This window comes from Streptomyces sp. MnatMP-M17 (assembly GCF_900091995.1).
Lineage (GTDB): Bacteria > Actinomycetota > Actinomycetes > Streptomycetales > Streptomycetaceae > Streptomyces.
Genome location: NZ_FMDK01000042.1, coordinates 1 through 22699, shown reverse-complemented (window position 1 = coordinate 22699; position 22699 = coordinate 1). Strand labels below are relative to the sequence as shown.

18 protein-coding genes and 1 pseudogene are annotated in these 22699 nt (G+C 70.7%); 7 read left to right on the top strand and 12 right to left on the bottom strand.

Annotated features, from left to right (window positions below; genetic code table 11):
* Both GA0115259_RS41430 and GA0115259_RS02600 read right to left on the bottom strand, forming a co-directional pair.
* Positions 1-806: pseudogene (locus GA0115259_RS41430) on the bottom strand (hypothetical protein); the annotation flags it as partial.
* A gap of 500 nt (positions 807-1306) precedes the next feature.
* On the bottom strand, positions 1307-2689 hold the full coding sequence (locus GA0115259_RS02600) for a transcriptional regulator (protein ID WP_093590209.1): 1383 nt from the start codon (positions 2687-2689) through the stop codon (positions 1307-1309).
* Positions 2690-3013: 324 nt separating this feature from the next.
* Here GA0115259_RS02600 and GA0115259_RS02595 point away from each other — a divergent pair, with 324 nt between their 5' ends.
* The 3 genes from GA0115259_RS02595 (at position 3014) to GA0115259_RS02585 (ending at position 6487) form a co-directional block, all read left to right on the top strand.
* Entirely contained in the window at positions 3014-3700 is a 687-nt protein-coding gene (locus GA0115259_RS02595) for a bifunctional DNA primase/polymerase (RefSeq protein WP_093590206.1), read from the top strand.
* A gap of 88 nt (positions 3701-3788) precedes the next feature.
* On the top strand, positions 3789-4778 hold the full coding sequence (locus GA0115259_RS02590) for an ABC transporter ATP-binding protein (RefSeq protein WP_237539708.1): 990 nt from the start codon (positions 3789-3791) through the stop codon (positions 4776-4778).
* Between the two features lie 11 nt (positions 4779-4789).
* On the top strand, positions 4790-6487 hold the full coding sequence (locus tag GA0115259_RS02585) for a transporter (RefSeq protein WP_237539707.1): 1698 nt from the start codon (positions 4790-4792) through the stop codon (positions 6485-6487).
* A gap of 106 nt (positions 6488-6593) precedes the next feature.
* Here GA0115259_RS02585 and GA0115259_RS02580 read toward each other — a convergent pair whose 3' ends face one another.
* Both GA0115259_RS02580 and GA0115259_RS02575 read right to left on the bottom strand, forming a co-directional pair.
* Entirely contained in the window at positions 6594-7463 is an 870-nt protein-coding gene (locus GA0115259_RS02580) for an alpha/beta fold hydrolase (protein ID WP_093590203.1), read from the bottom strand.
* A 739-nt stretch (positions 7464-8202) separates the two neighbouring features.
* Positions 8203-8895: a metal-dependent transcriptional regulator gene (locus GA0115259_RS02575; protein ID WP_093590200.1), complete on the bottom strand. Its 693-nt coding sequence runs from the start codon at positions 8893-8895 to the stop codon at positions 8203-8205.
* A gap of 335 nt (positions 8896-9230) precedes the next feature.
* On the opposite strand from GA0115259_RS02575, the gene GA0115259_RS02570 reads away from it, so the two are divergent.
* The 3 genes from GA0115259_RS02570 (at position 9231) to GA0115259_RS02560 (ending at position 12696) form a co-directional block, all read left to right on the top strand.
* Positions 9231-9983 carry an SIS domain-containing protein gene (locus GA0115259_RS02570; protein WP_093590197.1) on the top strand — a complete coding sequence of 251 codons (753 nt, stop codon included), beginning with the start codon at positions 9231-9233 and terminating at the stop codon, positions 9981-9983.
* A gap of 576 nt (positions 9984-10559) precedes the next feature.
* On the top strand, positions 10560-11147 hold the full coding sequence (locus GA0115259_RS02565; protein WP_093590194.1) for a carbonic anhydrase: 588 nt from the start codon (positions 10560-10562) through the stop codon (positions 11145-11147).
* 73 nt (positions 11148-11220) lie between these two features.
* Positions 11221-12696, top strand: a complete 1476-nt coding sequence (locus GA0115259_RS02560; RefSeq protein ID WP_093590191.1) for a SulP family inorganic anion transporter — start codon at positions 11221-11223, stop codon at positions 12694-12696.
* A gap of 88 nt (positions 12697-12784) precedes the next feature.
* Here the strand turns inward: GA0115259_RS02560 and GA0115259_RS02555 are convergent, their stop codons facing one another.
* Together GA0115259_RS02555 and pdxH are read right to left on the bottom strand one after the other, a co-directional pair.
* The gene (locus GA0115259_RS02555) at positions 12785-14230 is read right to left on the bottom strand and encodes a PAS domain-containing protein (protein WP_093590188.1); all 1446 of its coding nucleotides are present in this window, start codon (positions 14228-14230) and stop codon (positions 12785-12787) included.
* Between the two features lie 474 nt (positions 14231-14704).
* Positions 14705-15364 (bottom strand): pyridoxamine 5'-phosphate oxidase, encoded by a 660-nt coding sequence (pdxH, locus tag GA0115259_RS02550; protein ID WP_237539710.1) that lies wholly within the window; start codon positions 15362-15364, stop codon positions 14705-14707.
* Positions 15365-15678: 314 nt separating this feature from the next.
* Here pdxH and GA0115259_RS02545 point away from each other — a divergent pair, with 314 nt between their 5' ends.
* A complete protein-coding gene (locus GA0115259_RS02545) occupies positions 15679-16791 on the top strand; it encodes a citrate synthase 2 (protein WP_093590182.1) in 1113 nt (370 codons plus the stop codon).
* 124 nt (positions 16792-16915) lie between these two features.
* Here the strand turns inward: GA0115259_RS02545 and GA0115259_RS02540 are convergent, their stop codons facing one another.
* The 6 genes from GA0115259_RS02540 to GA0115259_RS02515 all read right to left on the bottom strand — a co-directional run.
* Entirely contained in the window at positions 16916-17512 is a 597-nt protein-coding gene (locus GA0115259_RS02540; protein WP_093590179.1) for a TetR/AcrR family transcriptional regulator, read from the bottom strand.
* On the bottom strand, positions 17500-18246 hold the full coding sequence (locus GA0115259_RS02535) for an enoyl-CoA hydratase family protein (RefSeq protein ID WP_256097885.1): 747 nt from the start codon (positions 18244-18246) through the stop codon (positions 17500-17502). Before GA0115259_RS02535 ends, GA0115259_RS02540 begins: the two co-directional genes overlap by 13 nt.
* Positions 18247-18262: 16 nt before the next feature.
* The gene (locus GA0115259_RS02530) at positions 18263-19996 is read right to left on the bottom strand and encodes an AMP-binding protein (protein ID WP_093590173.1); all 1734 of its coding nucleotides are present in this window, start codon (positions 19994-19996) and stop codon (positions 18263-18265) included.
* 186 nt (positions 19997-20182) lie between these two features.
* Positions 20183-20566, bottom strand: a complete 384-nt coding sequence (locus GA0115259_RS02525) for a hypothetical protein (protein WP_093590170.1) — start codon at positions 20564-20566, stop codon at positions 20183-20185.
* A 100-nt stretch (positions 20567-20666) separates the two neighbouring features.
* Positions 20667-21773 (bottom strand): hypothetical protein, encoded by a 1107-nt coding sequence (locus tag GA0115259_RS02520; RefSeq protein ID WP_093590167.1) that lies wholly within the window; start codon positions 21771-21773, stop codon positions 20667-20669.
* A 562-nt stretch (positions 21774-22335) separates the two neighbouring features.
* A partial coding sequence (locus GA0115259_RS02515) for an ATP-binding protein (RefSeq protein ID WP_237539706.1) occupies positions 22336-22699 on the bottom strand: 364 nt, incomplete at its 5' end.

Genomic DNA, 22699 nt, shown 5'->3' with positions numbered 1-22699 from the left:
TGAGGTCCGTGCGCCGGGTCGAACTGCGGCAGCGGCTGCGTCGAGTCCGCGCCCTGGCCGCCGCCGGGCGCGTCCGTACGGAAGAGGCTGTCGAACTCCGCGGGCGGCTGGCGGTCGCCGGGAGCGCCGGGCCTGATGCCGTACGGCGCACCGGGAGGCGCGGCCGGTGCGGACTGTGCCTGCGTCTGCACGGGAGCGGCGTGCACGGGGGCCTGCTGGGCCGGTACGGGCGCGATGTACTGCGTGGCGTCCGCGTCCGAACCCGTGCCCGGGATGGGCGACGGCAGGAACTGCGTGGCCTCCGCGGCGTTCTCCGGCGGCATCATGCCGGGGCCCGCACCGGGACCATGGCCAGGTCCTGCCGGGATCGGCGCGATGAACTGCGTCGCGTCCGAGTCCCCCATCGGGGGCATACCAGGCATCCCCGGCATGGCGGCCACCGGCGGCAGATACTGCGTGGCGTCCGCGCTGCCCTGCGCGGGCGCCTCCGCGGGCAGCGGCAAGGGCTGCGCATGCTGCGGCTGCGCGTGCCGCGGCGGCTGTCCCTGCGGCTGGTACGACTGCTGCTGCTCCTGCTGCGGGAACGGCTGCCCGTGCCCCTGTCCCTGAAGCCCCTGTCCCTGAAGGCCCTGTTCCTGGTAGCCCTGTCCATACCTCGGTGCCTGGGCTTGAGCCTGGGCCTGTGGAAGCGGCTGGCCGCCCGGGGGCTGCTGCGGAAGCTGGCCACCGTACGAGACGCCGTCCTGCGGTCCGTACGGCTGGGCGCCCGGCTGAGACCCGTACGACTGCGGCCCGCCGTGCTGCACCTCGCCGTACCCGGACTGCTCCTGGGAGCCGTCCTGGGGCCCCCAGGGCTGTCCCCACGGCTGCCCGCCCGCAGGTCCCTGAGCGGGCGGGTCCGCGGACTGCCCGGGAACCCAGGGCGCGCTGCCGTCGCCGGGCAGCACAACGCCTTCGTGCGCGGGCCGAGCGGCAGGGTGCTGCGGCTCATCCCCTTGTCCGCTGTGCGTCACCGGGACTCCTACATGTGGAACGTGTTGACCTACCGAACGTCGGTTCACGCTACCGGGTGAATCGCGGCCTCTGCCACGCGCCCGGATCCAGTAACGACTCGTCCCCTCAAGACGCTGATATTGGGGTCGAATCCACCTGTACCGCCACCGACTTGGTCATGGCCATACGCTCGACACGGCACGGTCACGAGCTCCGCACGGCATTCTCACGGACGCCCCCGGCCCGACACCTGCCCGTAAGGCACTCACACAGAACCCTCACGCCGCACGGAACCCAAACCGCCCGCACGCCCTCACGCCGCCTGAATCTCCAGCCGCGCCCCGAACTCCCGGACCGCCGGCTCGTTGGCATACGGCTCCAGCCGCTGCTGGAGATCGTCCAGATACTCCGCGCCCCGGCTGGAGCGCAGCGTACCCAGCAGCTCCACCGCGCGTGTCCCGGTGTGGCACGCCTGCTCCACCTCGCGCTGCTGGACCTGGGCCATGGCGAGCAGGACCAGTCCGATCGCCCGCCGTCGCGCCCGGGATTCGGGATGGCCCTCCAGCGACTCCGAGGCATGCCGGCCGGCCGCCTCCGGCTGTCCCAGATCGCGGTAGCAGTGCGCCAACTCGTCGGCGAGATAGGCCTGGTCGAAGTGGGCGATCCACTCCGGATCGTCACCGGAGGCCGCCTCCGCGTGCTCCAGCGCCGTCAGGGCCCGGCCCACCACCGCCTCACAGGTACGGCCGTCGCCCATCAGCGCGTGACCGCGCGCCTCCGCCGCGTAGAACATGGCCTGTGCGCGCGGAGTCACCTGGCCGCGCGCGCCTTCCTGCGCCGCCCGCGCCAACTGCGCGATCTCCCGCGGATTTCCGAGTTGCGCCGCGAGATGGCTCATGGACGCGGCCAGCACATAGCCGCCGTAGCCGCGGTCCCCCGCCGCCTGGGCCAGCCGTAACGCCTGGATGTAGTAGCGCTGGGCGAGGCCGGGCTGTCCGGTGTCGACCGCCATATAGCCGGCCAGCTCCGTCAGCCGGGAGACGGCGGCGAAGAGCCGGCGGCCGACCGCCTCGCGGTACGAGCCGGAGAGCAGGCCCGCCACCACGCTGTTCAGATAGTGGACGACGACCGGACGGACATGGCCGCTGCCGAAGCGATGGTCCAGATCGATGAGCGCGCTCGTCATGGCCCGCACCGCCTCGACATCCGAATCCCCCACCCGCGCACCGGTGTTGCGCGCCACGGCCGGATCGGCGGCCGTGATCAGCCAGTCCCGGCTCGGCTCGACGAGCGCCGAGGACGCCACGGCGGAGCCGGAGAGGAAGTCACGGCGGCCCACATCGCTCCGCCAGAGCTCACAGACCTGCTCGATCGCGCCGAGGACGGTCGGCGAGAACTGAAGGCCGACGCCCGAGGCGAGATTCTTGCCGTTCGCCATCCCGATCTCGTCGATCGTGACCGTACGGCCCAGCTTCCTGCCCAACGCCTCGGCAATGATGCCCGGTGCCCGGCCGCGCGGCTGCTGTCCGCGCAGCCAGCGTGCCACCGATGTCTTGTCGTACCGCAGGTCGAGCGCACGCTCCGCACCCACCATGTTGACGCGCCGGGCGAGCCCGGCGTTGGAGCACCCGGCTTCCTGGATGAGCGCCTGGAGCCGTTCGTTCGGCTGGCGCGCGACGAGAGGCCTGGCTGCCAATTGGATACCCCCTGTGGCCGCAGTGATCAGCTAAGTGACCAATGCCCGGCAGATCTGCAGAGAATGCGCATGTTCGGAGATAACGGAAGTATTCGATGATTCTTGGGAAACAGCGGTAAACACGGAACAGCGGTAAACACGGTCGGGCCGGTCTTGTGCTTCCACCGCGTCCCCCATGGTGTCGGACCCCCGGGGGTGGCTACCCGGATACCGCTCCACACCTTCACGCGCGCCCCCGCCCATGCATCGATGCGCCCCACATGCGGTTTCGGCCTCCCGCGGTGCCGCGCCGTGCGCCCGTAACCCGTGGTGACGGCGGGAGTTGTGCTGTGCGTGGAAGAGACGATCGGAGTCAGGGACGCCGCGCGAATCCCTCAGCAGCGGAGCGACCTGCTGCTGGAGAGCGCGGTGCGGTACACGGAAGAGAGGCGCTGGGACGTGTTCCCCGGCACCTGGCTGGAGGCGGTGGGCGGCGCGGAGAGGTGCTCGTGCGGCCGGATGGACTGCCCGTCGCCGGGGGCGCACGCGACAGGACCGGGATGGCCGACACAGGCGACGGGCAGCGCCGCCGAGGCGCGCGCGCTGTGGTCGAGGCAGCCCAAGGCGTCGGTGCTGCTGCCGACGGGACGCACCTTCGACGCGCTCGACGTACCGGAGTCGGCCGGCTTCCTCGCGCTGGCCAGGATGGAGCGGATGAATGTCACGCTCGGGCCGGTGACCTGCACTCCGGACCGGCGGATGCTGTTCTTCGTCCTGCCCGGCGCGGCGGCGAAGACGGACGGGCTGGTACGGCGGCAGGGCTGGGCGCGCGAGGCGATCGATCTGATCGCGCGCGGCGAGGGACATTACGTGGCGGCGCCGCCGACGCGGATCGGCGGCAGAGGCGCGGTGCAGTGGGCCCGCCGGCCCACGCTCGCGAACCGCTGGCTGCCGGATGTGGACGAGCTGATGAGCCCGCTGGCGTACGCGTGCGGGCGGGAGGCCGCCGCGCTGCGCACGCGCCGTACGTAGGCGGTACGCGGTACGGACGTGGTACGCGGTACGGAGGCCGTACGTAGGGTGGTGCCCTAGCAGTACGGACACCGAAAGGCAGTACGCGATGCCGGACCAGGCACGGGAAGACGCACCAAGGCCGCAAGCCGCCAGGGCGGACGGGGCGGAGGCGGCGGAGGCGGCGGAGGCGGCGGAGGCGGCACCCGAAACGGCCGAGACGGGCAGGGCGGAGACGGACGGCGCAGGCCGAGTGACGGGCGCGGCGGGGACGTCGCCGCCCTCCGTCCCCGCCGCTCATGTCCCAGCCGTCCCCGCCGTTCACGTCCCCGCCGTCCGTGTCGAAGGGCTGTGGAAACGGTTCGGCGGGCAGGTCGCCGTCGCCGGTATCGATCTCGAACTGCCCGCGGGCCAGTTCATCGGTCTGGTCGGCCCGAACGGCGCCGGCAAGACCACGACTCTCTCCATGATCACGGGCCTGCTCAGACCCGACCAGGGACGGGTCCTGGTCGCCGGGCACGACGTCTGGCGCGACCCGGCGGAGGTCGTGGAGGTCAAGGCGCGGATCGGCGTACTGCCGGAGGGACTGCGGCTCTTCGAGCGGCTCTCCGGGCGCGAACTCCTCGGCTACACCGGGCGGCTGCGGGGGCTGCCCGGTGCCGAGACCGACAAGCGCGCCACGCAGCTTCTCGACGTACTGGACCTGGCGGGCGCCCAGCACAAGCTGGTCGTGGACTACTCGACGGGCATGCGGAAGAAGATCGGTCTGGCGGCGGCGCTGCTGCACAACCCGGAAGTCCTCTTCCTGGACGAGCCGTTCGAGGGCGTCGACCCGGTCTCGGCGCAGACGATCCGCGGTGTTCTGGAGCGCTATACGGACTCGGGCGCGACGGTCGTCTTCTCCAGCCATGTGATGGAGCTGGTCGAGTCGCTCTGCGACTGGGTGGCGGTGATGGCGGCGGGCCGTATCCGCGCGCAGGGCACGCTCGCGGAGGTACGGGGCAGCGCGCCGTCCCTCCAGAGCGCGTTTCTGGAACTGGTCGGCGCGCAGGGCCGCGACACCGGCGAGAGCCTGGACTGGCTGGGCGGCGTCCGATGAGCGGGCGTCCGATGAGCGGGACGGACGGAGCCATAGCCGTGGCGGGCGACGCGACAGGTACGCCAGGCGAAGCCGCCCGCGCCACCGGGGCCAGCGGAGGTGGTCCACGGAGCGCTCCCGCGCTCACGCCCGTCTTCGTACGGCTGAAGCTCGCCCTCCTGCGCAACGGCCTGCGGCAGTCGTCGGGCCGTACCGCCGCGTATGTCGTCTCCGCGGTCTTCGCGCTGCTGGTCGCGGCGGGCCAGCTCCTAGGGCTGGTGCTGTTGCGCGGAAACGATCATGCGGGCACGGTCGTGGTCCTGCTGGCCGCCGTGCTGGCGCTGGGCTGGGCGGTGATGCCGCTGTTCTTCCCGGGCGGTGACGAGACGCTGGACCCGACGCGGCTGGTGATGCTGCCGCTGCGACCGCGACCGCTGGTCAGGGCGCTGCTGGTGGCGTCGCTGGTGGGCCTCGGGCCGCTGTCCTCGCTCTGTCTGGCGGTCGGCTCGGCGGTCGCGGTGGGACACGGCGCGGCGGCCACCGCCGTGGCGGTCCTCGCCGTACCGCTGGTGCTGCTGATCTGTGTGGCGCTGGCGCGGGCCGTCGCGACCGCCAATATCCGGCTGCTGACCTCGCGCAAGGGCCGCGATCTGGCGGTGCTGAGCGGTCTGGTGGTCGCGGTGGGCATCCAGGTCGTCAACTTCGGCGCGCAGCGGCTCGGCGACGCGGGCGGGCTCTCGGCGCTCGATCCGACGGCGGAGATCCTGCGGTGGGTGCCGCCCGCGTCCGCGATCGGCGCGGTGGACTCGGCGAGCGAGGGCGCGTACGGCACGGCCGCGGCGCAACTGCTGCTGTCCGCCGGTGCGCTGGCGGCGCTGCTCTACGTATGGCAACGGTCGCTCGTGAAGCTGATGACGTCGCCGGACGGCTCGACGCTCGCGGCGGCGGAACCGTCCCGCAAGGAGTCCATGTCGGCGGCGGGACGGCTGGGACGGCTGCTGCCCGAGGGACGTACGGGCACGGTGATGCTGCGCAGTCTGCGCTATGTGTGGCGCGATCCGAAGACAAAAGCCGCGTGGGTGACCTCGCTGGCCATCGGTCTGATCGTGCCGCTGTTCAACGCGCTCCAGGGCCGCGGCACGATCTACTTCGCGTGCTTCGCGGCCGGGATGCTCGGTATCCAGATGTACAACCAGTTCGGCCAGGACACCTCCGCCTTCTGGATGGTGGCGCTGACGATCTCCTCGACACGGGACGCCTATCTCGAACTGCGCGCCCGCGCCCTGGCGTTGCTGGTGATCACGCTGCCGTACTCGACCGTGGTGACCGTGGCGACGGCCGCCCTGCTGGGCGACTGGCACGCCCTGCCGGAGGCGCTGGGCCTGTCGTTCGCGCTGCTCGGCGCGATGCTGGCGACGGGCGCGGTGGCCTCGGCCCGCTTCCCGTACTCGATACCGCAGGACAGCGGCTACAAGAACGTCGCGCCCGGACAGGCCGGTCTCGCCTGGATCTCCATCTTCGGCGGCATGATCGGCGCGGCCCTGATCTGCGCGCCGGTGATCGCGGTGACGATCTGGCTCCATGTCGCGGGCGCCGACGGCTGGACCTGGCTGCTGTTCCCGGTGGGCACGGTGTACGGCGCGCTGACGGCGGCCCTGGGCCTGCGGCTGGCGGCGCCGCGCACGGCGGCCCGGCTGCCGGAGATCCTGACGGCGGTCAGCAAGGGCTGAGCGGTCCGAGGCAGAACGGTCCTGGGCGGGCCGAGCGTCCCAGGCGGGCGGGCCCGCTGGCCGGCTGAGCGGTCCGGCGCGTGTACGCTCCGTGCCGGACCGTCTCTCATGAGGTCAGCACGCCTTCCAGGAACGGTTCGATCGCCGCCCGCCAGGCCTCCGGCTGGTCGTAGTGGATCAGATGTCCCGCGTCCGTGACCTCCGCGTACTGGCCGCGAGGCAGCACCCGGACCATCTCCTGGGCCTCCGCGCGCCCCAGATCGCCGTCCAGACCGCGGACCACCAGCGTCGGGCAGCGGACCTGGGCCAGCTCCTCCCAGTGGGCGTCATAGACCCAGGTCTCCCGGGCCGTGAGCATCTGGTGGCGGGAGAAGACCGGATGCCAGCCGTCCGCGCGTTCCGTCATCACCTCGGCGAAGAACTCGCCGCGCGCGGGTGTGGGACGCTCCACCCAGGGATCGTCCTCGCCGAACCACTTCCGTACGTCGGCGAGCGTCGCGAACGGTACGGGCCACGACCGGAACCAGTCGCTCCACTCCCGCTGGGACGCCACGCCCAGCGCCGAGGCCCGCATATCGCAGATGATCAGGGCCCGGACCAGATCGGGACGCCTGGCGGCGAGCTGCCATCCGGTGAGCGCGCCCATCGAGTGGCCGATGAGCGTCACGGGCGCCAGCCCGAGCTGTTCGATCGCCGCCTCCGCGTCGGCGACATACGCCTCACGGGTGAACGGCCCTTCCGCCGGCTTGTCGCTGAGACCGTGTCCCCGCTGGTCGAGCGCGACCGTACGGTGCCGCTCGGCGAGCCAGCGCGCCGTGGCGGACCAGTGCGAGGCGCGGCCCATGAGCCCATGGAGGAGTAAGGCGCCGGAGGTCCTCTCCGGACCCGCCTCCTCATGCCGCTCGGGCGGGCCGGCAAACTCCCAGGCAGCGAGACGTACACCGTCCGCTCCGGTCACATCGATACGCCGCACCATGCGTCCAGGCACCCCCTTCGGTCCTGAGTGGTCGTCTGAGTGATCGTCTGAGTGGTCGTCCCTGAGTGTTCGTCGGTGGCCGTCAGCCGTCGGATTCCGCTTCCGGCCCGATGTGCGCACGTCCAGCCATGCCAGACTATCGAACTCTCGTTCGAAAACACGTTCCCCCTGAGCAACACCGCTCGTTCGAGTGACCACGATCAAGGATTGCCGGACGCGACCATGGGGAGGTCTTCACCGGGAGGCGGACCGCTCGGGGATGACGGTCCGAGGGGAATGACCCTGGGAGCTCGGGGCTCCGGGTCAGCGAAGGGGAGGACAGGCTCCGGCGCCGCGAGGCGCCGGAGCCGCCCTCGCGCATCACAGAGCCGCCCTCGCGCATCACAGAGCCGCCCTCGCGCATCACATCCGGGCTCATCGCTCCCGGGACACACAGGCCGTATGACGGCCGCGACGCTTCGTGTCCGTCCCCGCCGTGCCCACCCCCACACAGGCGCATAACCCTGCTCCCCTCCCCGGGCGTGGGGCCGGGGCCCCGGCCGCCTTCAGGTCACATGCCTCAGCGACAGCCTGGCACGCGACGCGCCCCGCCGCTGCCGTTCCGCCGGAAAGCGCGCGCCCCCGGTCACGGGCGCGCCCCCGCGCCCGCACCCGTACCGCTCCCGTCATCGCCTACGCGAAGTCGCCCGCGTGACGCCGACCGCGCGAAGCCGCGCGTGCCCCCGTACCCCGTACCGCCTCAGCGCTTGGCGACGAAGACATGCGACGCGACCTCGGAGACCAGCTCCGCCGCCTCGCCGCTGCTTCCCACCAATACCCCGCCGGGAGACTCCGTCACACTCACCACGGACCCGGGCTGCACTCCCGCGCGCCGCAGCGTGTACATGAGCTGGGCGTCGGTCTGGATGGGCTCACCGATCCGCCGTACCACCACGGTCTTGCCCTCGGTGCCCGGATCCAGCTCCGCCAGGCTCACCATCCCCGCGTCGAGGAACGGATCGGCCTCCGTCTTCTCGCCCAGCTCCTCCAGGCCCGGGATCGGGTTCCCGTACGGCGACTCCGTCGGGTGACGCAGCAGTTCGAGCACCCGCCGCTCCACCGCCTCGCTCATCACATGCTCCCAGCGGCATGCCTCGGCGTGCACCTGCTCCCACTCCAGGCCGATCACATCGACCAGCAGACACTCGGCGAGCCGGTGCTTGCGCATGACGCGGGTCGCCAGCCTGCGCCCTTCCTCGGTCAGCTCCAGATGCCGGTCGCCCGCCACCTGCACGAGCCCGTCCCGCTCCATCCGGGCCACGGTCTGGCTGACCGTCGGCCCGCTCTGGTCGAGCCGCTCCGCGATCCGGGCGCGCATCGGGACCACACCTTCCTCTTCCAGCTCAAGGATGGTGCGGAGGTACATCTCCGTCGTGTCGATCAGTCCGGACATACATGCCCCTCGATAAATCGTGCGCTGGCCCTGAACCAATTCTGACGCATACCACCGACAACCGTGCCGCGCCGGAGAACGCCGAAGTGGCGCGACCATGGAATGGCCGGGAGAACAGCCGGAAGAACCAGCCGGGCGGTGCCGGCCGGGCGGCACCCGCCGGGCGGTCCGGCAGTCGTATCGGCAGAGAAGCAGCCGTATTGACAGAGCAATGGTCCAGACCTCAACGTGATCCGCGGCACAGAGATTCCCGTCTCTGGGAACACTCCCGGGAACACCTCGGGAAACACCCCACGAAAACCCCCGGAAACCCCACGCCTGGGAGGGCCTCCTCAATGAGCGAGAGCAAGCTGGCCGGTCAGTTCTTCGATGCCGCGATCGGACTGCTGCAACGCGTGAGGGACGAGGAGTCCGCCCATGTCGCCGCGGCCGGCCGGGCCATCGCCGACACCGTCGCCGCCGGCGGCCGGATCTTCGCCTTCGGCGCCGGGCACTCCTCGCTCGCCGCGCAGGACATCGTCTACCGGGCGGGCGGCTTCGCCCTGGCCAATCTGCTGGCCGTGCCCGGCGCGGTCGGCGTCGAGACACCGGCTCCGCTCGGCTCCGCGCTGGAGCGTGTCGACGGTCTGGCGACCGCCGTGCTCGACTCCAGCCCGGCCGCCGCCGGAGACGTACTCGTGATCATCTCCCTCTCCGGGCGCAACGCCCTGCCCGTCGAGATGGCGACCCACGCACGGGAGCTGGGACTGACGGTCATCGGTGTGACCTCCGTGGCCTATGCGACGGAGACGACCGCCCGGAACCACTCGGGCACGTATCTCAAGGACCACTGCGACATCGTCCTCGACAGCGGGATCGCGGTGGGCGACGCGGAGCTGACCGCCGACGGCATCGAGGCGCCGTTCGCACCCGCCTCCACGGTCGTCACCAGCGCCCTGATGCAGGCGATGATGGCTGCCGCCGCGGAGGAACTCGTCCACCGTGGCATCGAGCCGCCCTTGCTGCGGTCGGGCAATGTGGACGGTGGGACCGAATGGAATCGCCGCGTAATGACGGAGTACGCCGATCGTATCTTCTACCGTCACTGAACCGTGGCTCTGTTCGAACAGTGAACGTACGGAAGTAGCCAAAGCAACGGCAGATGAAGCGGCGTCCGGAACAGTCGAACAGTTAGAACTGACACCCGAGGCCTGCGGGAACACCTCCCGCGGGCCTCTGTCGTATGCGCGCCCTCGATGCGCGACTTTGCGTCACGAAAGCCCCGGTTGGCGGAATTCTGATCTTTCACGAGAAGGTAATGTTCGTGCAAAGTAAGGGAACCTGCGGTGTTGCATCATCGGAGCTGTCGCCATGTGGGCGCCTACAACCGTGCCCTGAGCGGCAGTTCGGACGACACTCCACCGCACCGCACCACCGAGAGACCGCACGACGGAAAGGGCGAGCCGTGAGAATCCGACAGGACCGCGAGTCCACCGTCAGACCTGGAATGCCCGCCCTCTGAACCGGTCTTTCCGGCCGATCCACGCCGGCCGGCCGTAGGCCACCCTCAACTGCCGCGATCCGGCAGAGGTGACGCCCGTACGGCTGCCCGCTCGGCCCCCACCCCCCACTGACCCGACCACACCGCGCCCCGGCGAGCCCGGGGGCGCAGGAGGCAGGCCATCATGAAGTCACTCATCGACCACGCCCGTACCTTCTCCTCCGTCCAGGTGGCGGAGCGCCACGAGGAGTTCCGCGAACTCGCGGCGGGACAGCAGCCACAGGCGCTCTTCATCACCTGCTCGGACTCCCGAGTCATCCCGTCCCTCATCACCGGCGCGCGTCCCGGCGAGCTGTTCGAGCTGCGTACGGCGGGCAACATCGTCCCGCGGTACGACGCTCAGCGGCCCAGCGGCGAGGCCGCCACCATCGAGTACGCGCTCCGTGTGCTCGGCGTCCGCGACATCGTCGTCTGCGGTCACTCGCACTGCGGGGCCGTGGGCGCACTCGTGCGCGGCGACGACCTGTCCGCCGTGCCGGCCGTCCGCGGCTGGCTCGACCTCGGCGTACCCGCGCTGCCGGCCGCCCGCGGCCTCGCGCACGCGGTACGCCACCACGCCGCGGCCCAGCTCAACACACTCCGCGGCTATCCCGCCGTATGGGAGCGCCACGCCGAAGGCCGGCTCTCCCTGCACGCCTGGTACTACGAAGTGGACACCGGCGCCATCAGCGTCCACCGGCCCGACCTGGGCGGGGAGTTCAGACCACTGTGACAGCGGTCCCGGCCACCTCACTCCCCATCACGTCCGCTCGTGCGCGCGGACCGCACCCCTAGGAACTACCCTCATGTTCTCCCAGTTGAAGGACCAACGTGTCCTCAGGCGCGACATACTCGCGTCCCTCGTCGTCTTCCTCGTCGCGCTGCCTCTGTGTGTCGGGGTGGCGGTCGCCTCCGGTGTGCCCGCCGAACTCGGTCTCGTCACCGGCATCGTGGGCGGACTCGTCGTGGGCTTCCTGCCCGGCAGCTCGCTCCAGGTCAGTGGCCCGGCGGCCGGGCTGACCGTACTCGTCTACGAAGCGGTCGAGGAGTTCGGCACCGGCGCGCTCGGCGCCATCGTCCTCGCGTCCGGACTGCTGCAACTCGCGCTCGGAGCCCTCGGTTTCGGCCGCTGGTTCCGGGCCATCTCGGTGGCCGTGGTCCAGGGAATGCTGGCCGGCATCGGGCTCGTGCTCGTCCTGGGCCAGGTGTACGCCATGGCCGACACCCCCCAGCCGTCCGGCGGACTCGGCAAGATAGCCGGGCTGCCCGGACTGATCGGTGAGATCGTCACCAACGGTACGGCGCTGACCGCGTTCCTCGTCGGGGCCGGCACCGTCGCCGTACTGCTGGTCTGGCCCAGACTTCCCGCACGGGTCCGGGTGGTCCCGGGCGCGCTGGCCGCGGTCGCCCTGGCCACCGGAGCGACTCTGCTGTTCGACCTGCCGCTCGCCAAGGTCGAGGTGAAGGGACTGCTGGAGTCCATACAGCCGCCCGGCTTCGAGGACTTCGGGCAGCTCGTGGGCGTGGCCGCGATCGGCACCGTCCTCGCCTTCGCCCTGATCGCCTCGGCGGAGAGTCTGTTCAGCGCCGCCGCGGTCGACCGTATGCACGACGGACCGCGTACCGACTACAACAAGGAACTGATGGCGCAGGGCGTGGGCAACACGGTCTGCGGAGCGCTCGGCGCGCTGCCGATGACCGCGGTCATCGTGCGCAGCGCCACCAATGTCCAGGCGGGCGCCCGGACGCCGCTCTCCCGGATTCTGCACGGCCTGTGGCTGCTGCTGTTCGCCGCGCTGCTGCCGGCGGCGATCGGCGTCATCCCGCTCGCGGCGCTCGCGGCCGTCCTGGTGCACGCCGGCTGCAAGCTGGTCCCGGTACGGGATCTGGTGCCGCTGTGGCGGGAGCACCGCGGCGAGGCCGTGATCCTCGCGGTCACGGCGGTGGCGATCCTGGTCACGAACCTCTTCGAGGGCGTGATCCTGGGGCTGCTGCTCGCGGTGGTCAAGACGGCGTGGGAGATCTCCCATCTCCATCTCGACGTACGGGAACTGACGGGCGGCCGGCTGGTGGTGTCGTTCACCGGGAACGCGACCTTCCTCAGGCTGCCCAGGACTCTGGAGCAATTGGAGGCGCTCCCGAAGGACCGTCCGATCGAACTGGATCTGTCCGGACTGCGCCATGTCGACCACGCGTGCCGGATCGCCCTGGAGAACTGGGCGCTGCGGCACAACGACGCGGAAACGGAACCGGTGAGAATGCATCCGCCGAACGTCAGCTGACGTCTGCTGCTGTAAGTCGGCGCCGGGTAGCGGTCCCAGCCACCCGGCGCCGTGCGGCACCGACCGTCCGGTCCAGCCGGACAGCAGATCAGTCTGACAGCACCCTGGAGAGATCCAGCGAGGCCGCCATCCGGATCGTCACATCCTCCGCGTACACCGCGTCGGGACGCTCGAACGCGGACCTGCTCGCACCTCGCAGAAACGTCACCACGCCCAGCGACCGGCCACGGCTGCGCAGCACCGTACACAGCGCGTGCACCGAATCCGGCGGCCACTGGCGCGAGGTCGCCCATGTCGGCGAAGGCGGCGAGCCCGAGGGCGCGCTCGCGCGCACCGAGCCCGTACGGTCCATCGCCTGGAGCGCCGGATGCCCGCCCGCGTACCGCACCGGTATACCGCCGGTGGTCACCTGCGTACTGGGCCCGGACCCGCCGCCGGACGGTGTCGCCACCGCCCGTACCAGCCGTACGGGAGCCTCCGGGGCCGAGGAGAACGAGCCCGCCCTCGGCTCGCCCGCCACCAGATCGATCAGCGCGTGATCGGCGAAGCCCGCCAGCGCGAAGTCCAGATAGACCGTCGCCGCCTCCATCGGATCCTCGCACTCGACGGCGGCGCGCCCGGCCCGGTGGAGCTGACTGGCGCGGAACCGCAGCCGGTCCGCCTCCTGCGAGGCCAGCTTCGCCTCCGTCGCGTCCTGGAACATCCAGCCCACGCCCAGCGGCACCGGCTCCTCCGCCAGCGGCGACGCCAGCCGCAGAAAGCCGCTGCGCCAGCAGCGCCGCCGGTCGCCCTCGGGCGTACGGACCGTGACCCACAGCTCGGCGGGCGACTTCGGCGCGCCTTCGGCGAGCACATGGTGGAGCGCGGCCTCCAGCTCCTCGACGCCCTGGACGACCAGCTCGCCCAGCGGGCGTCCCAGCACGGCCGTACGCCCGGAACCGAGCGCGCGGGCCGCGTAGCTGTTGACGACGGTCGGTCGCAGATCGACATCGACCAGGACGACTCCCCAGGACGCGTCGTCGAAGAGCGCCTCACTGAGCGCGATGGACCGCTCCAGATCGATCTGCTCATGGACCTCGCTGAACGCGCTGTACACACCGGCGGGCTTGCCGTCGGGACCGCGCATCCCGGCCGACTGCGTACGGATCAGGACCCGGCCGCCGTCCTTGCGCAGCAGTGCGAACTCGTCCACCTGCCGGCCCGGCGTCTCCATCACGGCCATCAGCCGTGCCTGCACCTCGTCGGCGTCGGCGGTCCGCACCGCCCATCCGGCGAAGCCCCGCCGTCCGACGGCCTCCTCGGCCGACCAGCCGAGTATGCGCTCGGCCTCGCGGTTCCAGTGCGTGATCACGCCTTGCGCGTCGAACGCGCAGAGGGCGGCGTCCATCCCGTCGAGCAGAGCCGCGAGCAGATCCGACCCGGCGCCGTCCCGCTCGCCCTCAGCGCCGGCCACCCCCGGGCCCCGCGCCCCGGCACCGGGCTCCGGCTCGTCCGGACCTCGCGCATCGGTGGTCTCACTCCGAGAAGCACTCATCCTGGCACCCCCTGCAGGGCGTCTCCGCCTGTGCTGACGCACGTCCGGCCATTCAACTTCAACGTGACCCAGCACACACAAGCTTCCCCGAAATCGTTGCTTTGAACAATTCTCCGCCCCGCACGCCATTGCCGCACCACCGGGCACACCAGGCACGCGGACCGGGCACGGACCGGGCCGCGACCCGGGCGGCGGACCAAGGCCGCGACCCGGGCGCGTCAATATCTCCGAAAATCCCTTGAGTCGCTCCGCGGGGACGCCTAACGTGTGCCGCACACCGAAAGGAGGTGATCCGGAAGATGTATTCAGTCCGGACAAGTGAGGTGGCTGCGGGCTAACGCTCGCCGTCGTACTCTCCGCAGTACTCGGCCGGGTCGAAGGCCGAAATCCCAAGCAGTCACCGACCCGCGGGCTCGCCGGTAAGTCCGGCCGGCTCCTCCTCGGAGGAACCAGAGCCCGCGGGTTTCTGCGTCTCTACGGGCACAGCCGCTCTGTCCGCCAGGCCTCCGCCGTACCCTTCGCACTCTCCGCGCCCTCCGTGGCCTGCTCGCGGACATATCTCAGGCGGTCGTGGAGCCGGTTCTCGTGGCCCTGCCAGAACTCGACCGTCCCCGGAGTGACGCGGAAGCCGCCCCAGCGTGGCGGGACCGGGACCTGTTCGCCCTCGGGGTAGCGGGTCGAGAGGCTTTCGTAGCGGTGGAGCAAGGTTTCCCGGGAGTCGACCAGGGCCGACTGGTCGCTGGCCCAGGCGCCGAGCTGGGAGCCGTGCGGGCGGGTGCGGAAGTACGCGGCCGTCTCGTCGCGGCCGACGCGCGCCGCCGTGCCGGTCACGATGATCTGGCGGGCCAGCGGGTGCCACGGGAAGAGCAGCGAGACATACGGGTTCGCCTCGATCTCACGGCCTTTGCGCGAGGTGTAGTTGGTGAAGAAGACGAAACCGCGCTCGTCGTAGGCCTTCATCAGCACCGTGCGGGAGGAGGGACGGCCTTCGGGCGTCGCCGTCGAGACCACCATCGCGTTCGGCTCGTACAGACCGCAGGCCACGGCCGCCTGGAACCAGCGGGCGAACTCTTCCATGGGCGCGGGCGCGAGGTCCGCCTCCAGCAGCGGTGTGCTGCGGTACTGCTCGCGCATGGCGGCGGGATCTGGATTCTCGTGAGGCACGGGGTTCTCGTGAGGCACGGGGCCATCCTGCCGCAGGAACGAGTGTGCCCTGCCGTAGGGGCGAGTTTGCCCGGCACTGAGTGCCGCCAATCCTCGGCGGACGAAGTCTGGCAGTGTGCCGGTTATCACGCTTCCCCGCATCAGCGGAACTCGCCAAAATCTTGGGGTGGGCCTCTGTGGCCTTCGTACACCAGAGGCTATCGTTCCTGCCTCTCGGACCGCTGCCGTACGGAGGCATCCACCCGGGGTGACCATCCGTCGCACACATCATGAGGAGCCGCCTGATGTCCGACATCGATCCCTCCTTCGTACCCGGTCTCGAAGGAGTCGTCGCGTTCGAGACGGAGATCGCAGAACCGGACAAGGAAGGCGGCTCGCTCCGCTACCGCGGCGTCGACATCGAGGACCTGGTCGGGCAGGTCTCCTTCGGCAATGTGTGGGGCCTGCTGGTCGACGGCGCGTTCGATCCCGGGCTGCCGCCCGCCGAACCCTTCCCGATCCCGGTCCACTCCGGTGACATCCGGGTGGACGTGCAGTCCGCGCTGGCGATGCTCGCGCCCGTGTGGGGCCTGAAGCCCCTGCTCGACATCGATGAGCGCACGGCCCGTGACGATCTGGCGCGGGCCGCCGTGATGGCGCTCTCGTACGTCGCCCAGTCGGCCCGCGGCCAAGGGCTGGCGATGGTGCCGCAGCGGGAGATCGACAAGGCGACGACGGTCGTCGAGCGCTTTATGATCCGCTGGCGCGGAGAGCCGGATCCACGGCATGTGAAGGCCGTCGACGCGTACTGGACCTCGGCCGCCGAGCACGGCATGAACGCGTCGACGTTCACGGCCCGCGTCATCGCGTCCACCGGCGCGGATGTGGCGGCGGCGCTGTCCGGCGCGGTCGGCGCGATGTCGGGCCCGCTGCACGGCGGCGCGCCCTCCCGTGTCCTCGGGATGATCGAGGAGATCGAGCGTACGGGCGACGCCACCGCGTATGTGAAGCGCGCGCTGGACCAGGGCGAGCGGCTGATGGGCTTCGGCCACCGGGTCTACCGGGCCGAGGACCCGAGAGCGCGGGTGCTTCGGCGTACGGCGCGTGAGCTGGCGGCGCCGCGGTTCGAGGTGGCCGAGGCGCTGGAGAAGGCCGCGCTGGAGGAGCTGCACGCGCGCAGGCCCGACCGGGTGCTGGCGACGAACGTGGAGTTCTGGGCCGCGATCGTGCTGGACTTCGCGGAGGTTCCGGCGCATATGTTCACGTCGATGTTCACCTGTGCCCGTACGGCCGGCTGGTCGGCGCACATCCTGGAGCAGAAGCGCACGGGCCGTCTGGTGCGTCCGTCGGCCCGGTACGTCGGTCCCGGGGGCCGGGATCCGCGCGAGATCGAAGGTTTCGAAGGGCTGGGCAAGTAGGTCCTGGCGACAGGTCCTGGCGACCAGCTCCCTCATGAGGCATGACGCGCCGCGCGGCCCCGGAAGGTCCGGGACGCGCGGCGCTGCCGGCCTCACAGACTGCCGGTCTCACGGCCCGTCGGCCTCACGGCCGTCGGCTCAGCACCTCGTCCAGAATCCTCGACCACTCCGCCACCACCCGCTCCCGCCGCCGGCTGTCGTCCGTCAGCAGCGTCGCCAGGCCCAGTCCGCGCGCCATGTCCAGCAGCCCTTGGACGGTCTCCCGTACGCCCGGTACGGATTCGTCCGCGTCCAGCAGTTCCACCGCCGTCCGGTGGGCCTCGCGGCCGATCCGGGCCTCCAGCTCGGTGACTCGCGGCCGTAGCTGTTCCTCGTCGGAGGCCGCGACCCACAGGTGCAGGGCGGCACGGAAGAGCGGTCCCGTACAGAGCGCCACGATGCCCGCCACCGCCTCGCGCCGGTGTCCGGGCCCGGCCGGGACCAGTGCGCGCAGCGCGGAGGAGCGTTCCTCCGCCACGTACTCGACCGCCGCGGTGAACAGATCCTCCCTGGTCGGGAAGTGGTGCTGCGCCGCGCCGCGCGAGACTCCGGCCCGCTCGGCGACGACGGAGACCGTGGAGCCCGCCCAGCCGTACTCGGCCAGACAGGCCACGGCGGCCTCCAGCAGCCGCCGCCTGGTGGCCCGGCCGCGGTCCTGCTTGGGCGCGGCTACCGCACCCACGCGGCGTCCCGCCGTTCCATGAACGCCGTGATGCCCTCGCGCGCCTCCGCCGTCACGAACAGCGAGGCCGAGCGCTGGACGAGGTCCTCGGCGTACCGGTCGAAGGCGTCCAGCACACCGACGGTGAGCAGTTTCTTGGACTCCGCGAGCCCTTGCGGCGAGGCCCTGCGCAGTCCGTCGAGTACGGGCGCGAGCGCGGCGTCCGCGTCCTCGGCGGCCTCGGTGATCAGCCCGGCCTCGGCCGCGCGTGCCGCGTCGAAGCGCTCGCCGGTGAGGTAGTAGCGGGCCGCGGCGCGCGGTTCGATCCGTGGCAGGAGCGGCAGCGAGATCACGGCGGGCGCGACCCCGATCCGTACCTCCGTGAACGCGAAGTCGGACGTACGGTCGGCGATCGCGATGTCGCAGGCGCCGAGGAGGCCGAGCCCGCCGGCCCGTACATGGCCGCTGACGCGTGCCACGACCGGTTTGGGCAGTTCGATGATCTGCCGCATCAGGGCGATGAAGGTGTACGGGTTGGCCGGTTCCTTGAGGTCGGCGCCCGAGCTGAAGGTGGTGCCGGTGTGCGTGAGCAGCACGGCCCGTACCGAGGGATCCTCGGCACAGCCGGTGAGGGCGTCCCCGAGCGCGCGGACGAGCCGCGCCGACAGGGCGTTGCGGTTCGCCGGTGAGTCCAGGGTCAAGGTGGTGATGCCCCGCTCGTGCGCGGTCGCGACCAGCCTCGCGTGATCCGTCACGTGTTCTCCCGGTCCGTCAAGTGTTCTCCCTTTCACGGGGACGCGCCTGGCGCTCCCGTACCGCATGGTCTTCGCGGTCTTCGTGTTCATGGCGTTCGCGGTCTTCGCGGTCCCTCAGTTCGCGCCTGAGGATCTTGCCGGAGGCGGCCCGTGGGACGTTTCCGATGAACTCCACCCGGCGGACCTTCTTGTACGGAGCGACACGCTCGGCGACGTACGTCATCACGTCGCCCTCGGTGAGCGCCTCGGCACCGGGCTGGCGAACAATGTATGCCTTCGGCACCTCGTTGCCGTCCGTGTCGTAGACACCTATGACGGCCGCGTCCGCGATCGCCTCGTGCGTGAGCAGCAGAGCTTCCAGATCGGCCGGGGCGACCTGGAAGCCCTTGTACTTGATGAGCTCCTTCACCCGGTCCACGACGAAGAGCCAGCCGTCGTCGTCGGTCCTGCCGACATCGCCGGTGTGCACCCAGCCGTCGGCATCGATCATCTCGGCGGTGGCCTCGGGCCGGCCGAGATAGCCCTTCATCACCTGCGGGCCCCGGATGAGGATCTCGCCCTCGGCACCCGGACCGGTGTCCTTGTCCGGATCGTCCAGGGAGACGATGCGCATCTCGGTGCCGGGCAGGAGCTTGCCGACGGCGCCGGGCGGCGGGCTCGCGGCGGTGAGCGGTACGACATGGGTGCCGGGCGACAGTTCCGTCATGCCGTACGCCTGCCGTACGGGCGGCAGGTTCAGCCGGGCCGAACAGGCGGCGGCGAGCCGGGCGTCCAGCGGCGCGGCGGCGCTCAGTACGTACTCCAGCGAGGAGAGGTCGTACTGGGCGACGGCCGGGTGCTTGGCCAGCGCGAGCACGATGGGCGGAGCCACGTAGAGCCCGTTGATGCGGTGTTTCTCGATGGCGCCGAGGAACTGGTCGAGGTCGAAGCGCGGCAGCACGACGACGGTCGCGCCATGGCGCAGCGGCGCGTTCATCAGGGCGGTGAGCCCGTAGATATGGAAGAACGGCAGGACGGCGAGGATACGGTCGCCGCGCCGCATCGGCATGACCGGTTCGAGCTGCGCCAGATTGGTGGCGATGGAGCGGTGCGTGAGCATGACGCCCTTGGGGACGCCGGTGGTGCCCGAGGAGTACGGCAGGGCCGCGATGTCCTCGCCCGGATCGATCGTGACGGCGGGCTCGGGCGCGGTCGAGCGCGCCATGTCGAGGACGGAACGGTGGCCCTCGGCCCGGTCGCAGACGAAGATCTCCTCTATTCCGCCGACGAGTTCGGCGGAGCGCCGTGCCACGTCGAGCAGCGGTGAGACGGTGACGATCCAGCGGGCGGCGGAGTCGCGGAGCTGGGTGGCGAGTTCCTCGGCCGTGGCGAGCGGATGCACGGTGGTGACGGAGGCGCCCGCGCGGGTGGCCGCGTAGAAGACGGCCGGATAGGCGACGGTGTTGGGGCTGTGCAGGGCCAGCACATCGCCTTTGCGCACACCGGCGTCGGCGAAGGCGGCGGCGATACGGCGGTGGAAGACATCGAGCTGGGCATAGGTGAGGCTCGTAACGGCCGCCCCTGTCGTACCGGCTCCGCCGGCCGCACCGGCCGCGCCCCCGGCACCGCCCGTCCCACTCCTCCCGCCCCTCCCGCCTGTCCCGTCGACGATCGCGACGGTGTCACCGAACTCGGCGGCGCGGCCGAGCACGGCCTCGTGGATGGGCAGTTCGACGGCCGGGACATCTTCGTACTCGCTGCGGAACACCATGGGTCGACCCCTTCGACGCGGCGTTGGGACAGCAAGAATCGCGTGCGCCGACGGGTTTTGGGGAGACCTGGACCACCACAACTACCGGGCCCCGCAACGGATCAGGCACGCGTCAGGGACAGATGCGACCTCTCGGCCGTCTCTCGGCTGTCGTCTCCGATCGTCTCCGATCCGGAAGCCCGCTGGTCACAGGGCCGCCTCGCGGAAGAGGACCAGGAGGCTCTGGGCCGACGGGGCATCCGCGTCGAAGAACTGCGTGGCCAGCGCGGGCGGCACGGCCGTTCCATGCATCCGGACCTGGTGGCACCTGAAGCAGAATGCCGCCTCGAACAACGGCAGGTCGAGGGATTCCTCGTATGCCCGGATGCTCCAGCCCGGCGAGAAGCCGCAGCGGTGCTGTTCGCTGCCGGGCAGGCTCTCGATCAAGGCCAAGGCGTCGGCGGTCTCTTTCCCGACCCAGTGGGCGAGCACCTCGCCGGGGTACGGGGTGCCCGGCTCGGCCGGGAGGAAGGAGATCCTGACGACTTCGATCAGCGCGGTGGCCGCGACGGCTTGTGCGGGAAGCTCCATAGACACAGTCTGCCCGCCAGGACCGCGCGGCTGTCGCACTGGTCATCGTCGGGCGCGCGGCCCCAATTGCCCTTTCTAGGACGGACGTTGAACAACAAGCTCAGGATCGGGTGGCGGTCCCGCATCCCGCGCCGTCGGCCTCCCGCATACGCGATTCCATCGACTTGCTCCGGTCGTACGGGTCGACCGCGGGGCCGTCTCCCTGGGACTCCGTGAGTTCTGAGTCAAACTTGGGAGTGAGGTAGCCGGTGAAGGTGTCGCAGCCGCCGTTGGCGGTGTCCACCTTGTAGGAGACGAGGGAGAACGTGCCCGGCTCGATGATGATCTTATCCGGGTCGTCCCAGCTCACAACGATCTCGCGGCGCACGATCGTACGGGCGACTTCGTCGCTCCCCTTCTCGGCACGTGTGAACGGATAGACGTAGGTGACATCGGTGGTCACCTCGACCGCGCCGCGCTCGCCTTCCCGGTAGGTGAGGTGTCCACGTGTCTTGATCACATCGCCGACCAGCCGGATCTTCGTGTCCTCGAACCGGCTGAACAACAGCAGGGGGTCGTTCTCCTCGCTGGGGGTGCGGAAGGCGGCCGACAGGTAGTCCTGTACGTCCTGCTGATGGGGATTGATCAGCGAGATCGCCTTCGTCGGCCGGTCGCCGCGCAGCACACCGGAGTTCAGGCTGGACGCGGCGAGAAAGTCGCGGGTCTGTTCCAGCGCCTGGGCGACTTGCCTCTTGTCCATCCAGCCGGTGGCCCGTGCTTCGGGCACGCTGATCCCGGCCGTACCGTCGGCCCACCGCGCCGCGGGCGAGCCTCTGAACGGCTCCTCCATGGTCGGTCCCTGGCCTGCCGGGCCGGTCGGCGGCGCCTGGTCCGGACGCCGCGACTCCGCGGCGAGCGGCGCGCCTGCGCCGTCCGCGCTTCCGTCTCCGCCCCCGAACCATCCGGTGACCCGTCCGGGATCCAGCGCCACGACCAGCAGGGCGACCAGGGCCAGCAGGCCGACCACGTACCAGCCCTTGCCTACCCGACGCCGGGGCGGTTGGTGACTCCGCCATGGCTCCGGCCGGCCGCCCTCCTCCTGGAGCCGCTGTGTCACCATCCGGGCGCGTGCGGACGGCTCCTTGGGCGCGGCCTTGTCTCCGGCCTCGGCCTCACGAAGGAAGCGCTCCCACTCCTCGTCCGGTATGGACTCCCCGCCCTTGCCCATGCTGGCCCCCTTTACGTCCCCAACCGGCCTTGTCCGGGCCGGGCTTGTCCTGTGCGCCATCGCAGTACCGCTCGGCCTGAACCGGCGACCGTCACCGCTCGGGCCGTCGGCCCAGTGATCCTAAGACGTTGCTCCAATCGGTGAGTCCGCGGCAGCGGATGAGTGCTGCGGCTGTACCGCCGAAGGCGAGGAAGCGTTCGGCTCCGCGTTCGTCCGTAGCGTCGGTGCAGGCGTCGGCATTCGGACAGCCAGGAGACCGTTCACAAGCCGCCGGTGGACGCGAGTGCGACAACCCAGAGACTCAGGGCGGCGACGCCGAGCACGAAAGACACCCAAGGGAATTCACGGATCGGTCTCATGACCGCTCCGTCCCAGGAATACGCGGCGCTGCTCGCGTCCCATCGCTTTGAAGCAGTCTTCATGCACGAAGGCATACGATCCGGTACCGGACGGAGCGTCCCAGTACGCCTTGCGCTGAGGTTCATCCGGTTTTAGGGGCCGGTGGCACGCGTAGCAGCGTGGCGTCTCGTCATGAAAGGCGATGCGTGGGCTCATCGACGGCTCAGCCACGCCCGCGCCCCCCGTCCGGCGCGTCACACTCCGCCGCGCCCCGCACCGACAGCGAGGCCCACACCACCTTCCCCGGCCCACCCCGATCGGCCACACCCCACTCGTCCGCCAGCGCGTCCACGAGCAGCAGCCCCCGCCCGTCCGTTGCCTCCGGATCCGCCGGCCGAGGCCACGGCCGGTCCGGCGAACCGTCGTGCACCTCGATCCGCAGAGCCCCCGAGCTGCGGAAGTAGCGGGTCTCGATGATCTGTTCCGGCGTCACCTTGGCGTGCAGCCCGGCGTTGCTCACTAGTTCCGAGACGATCAGGACCGCCGAGTCCTCCAGCTCCGACAGCCCCCAGCCGGCCAGCGCCTTA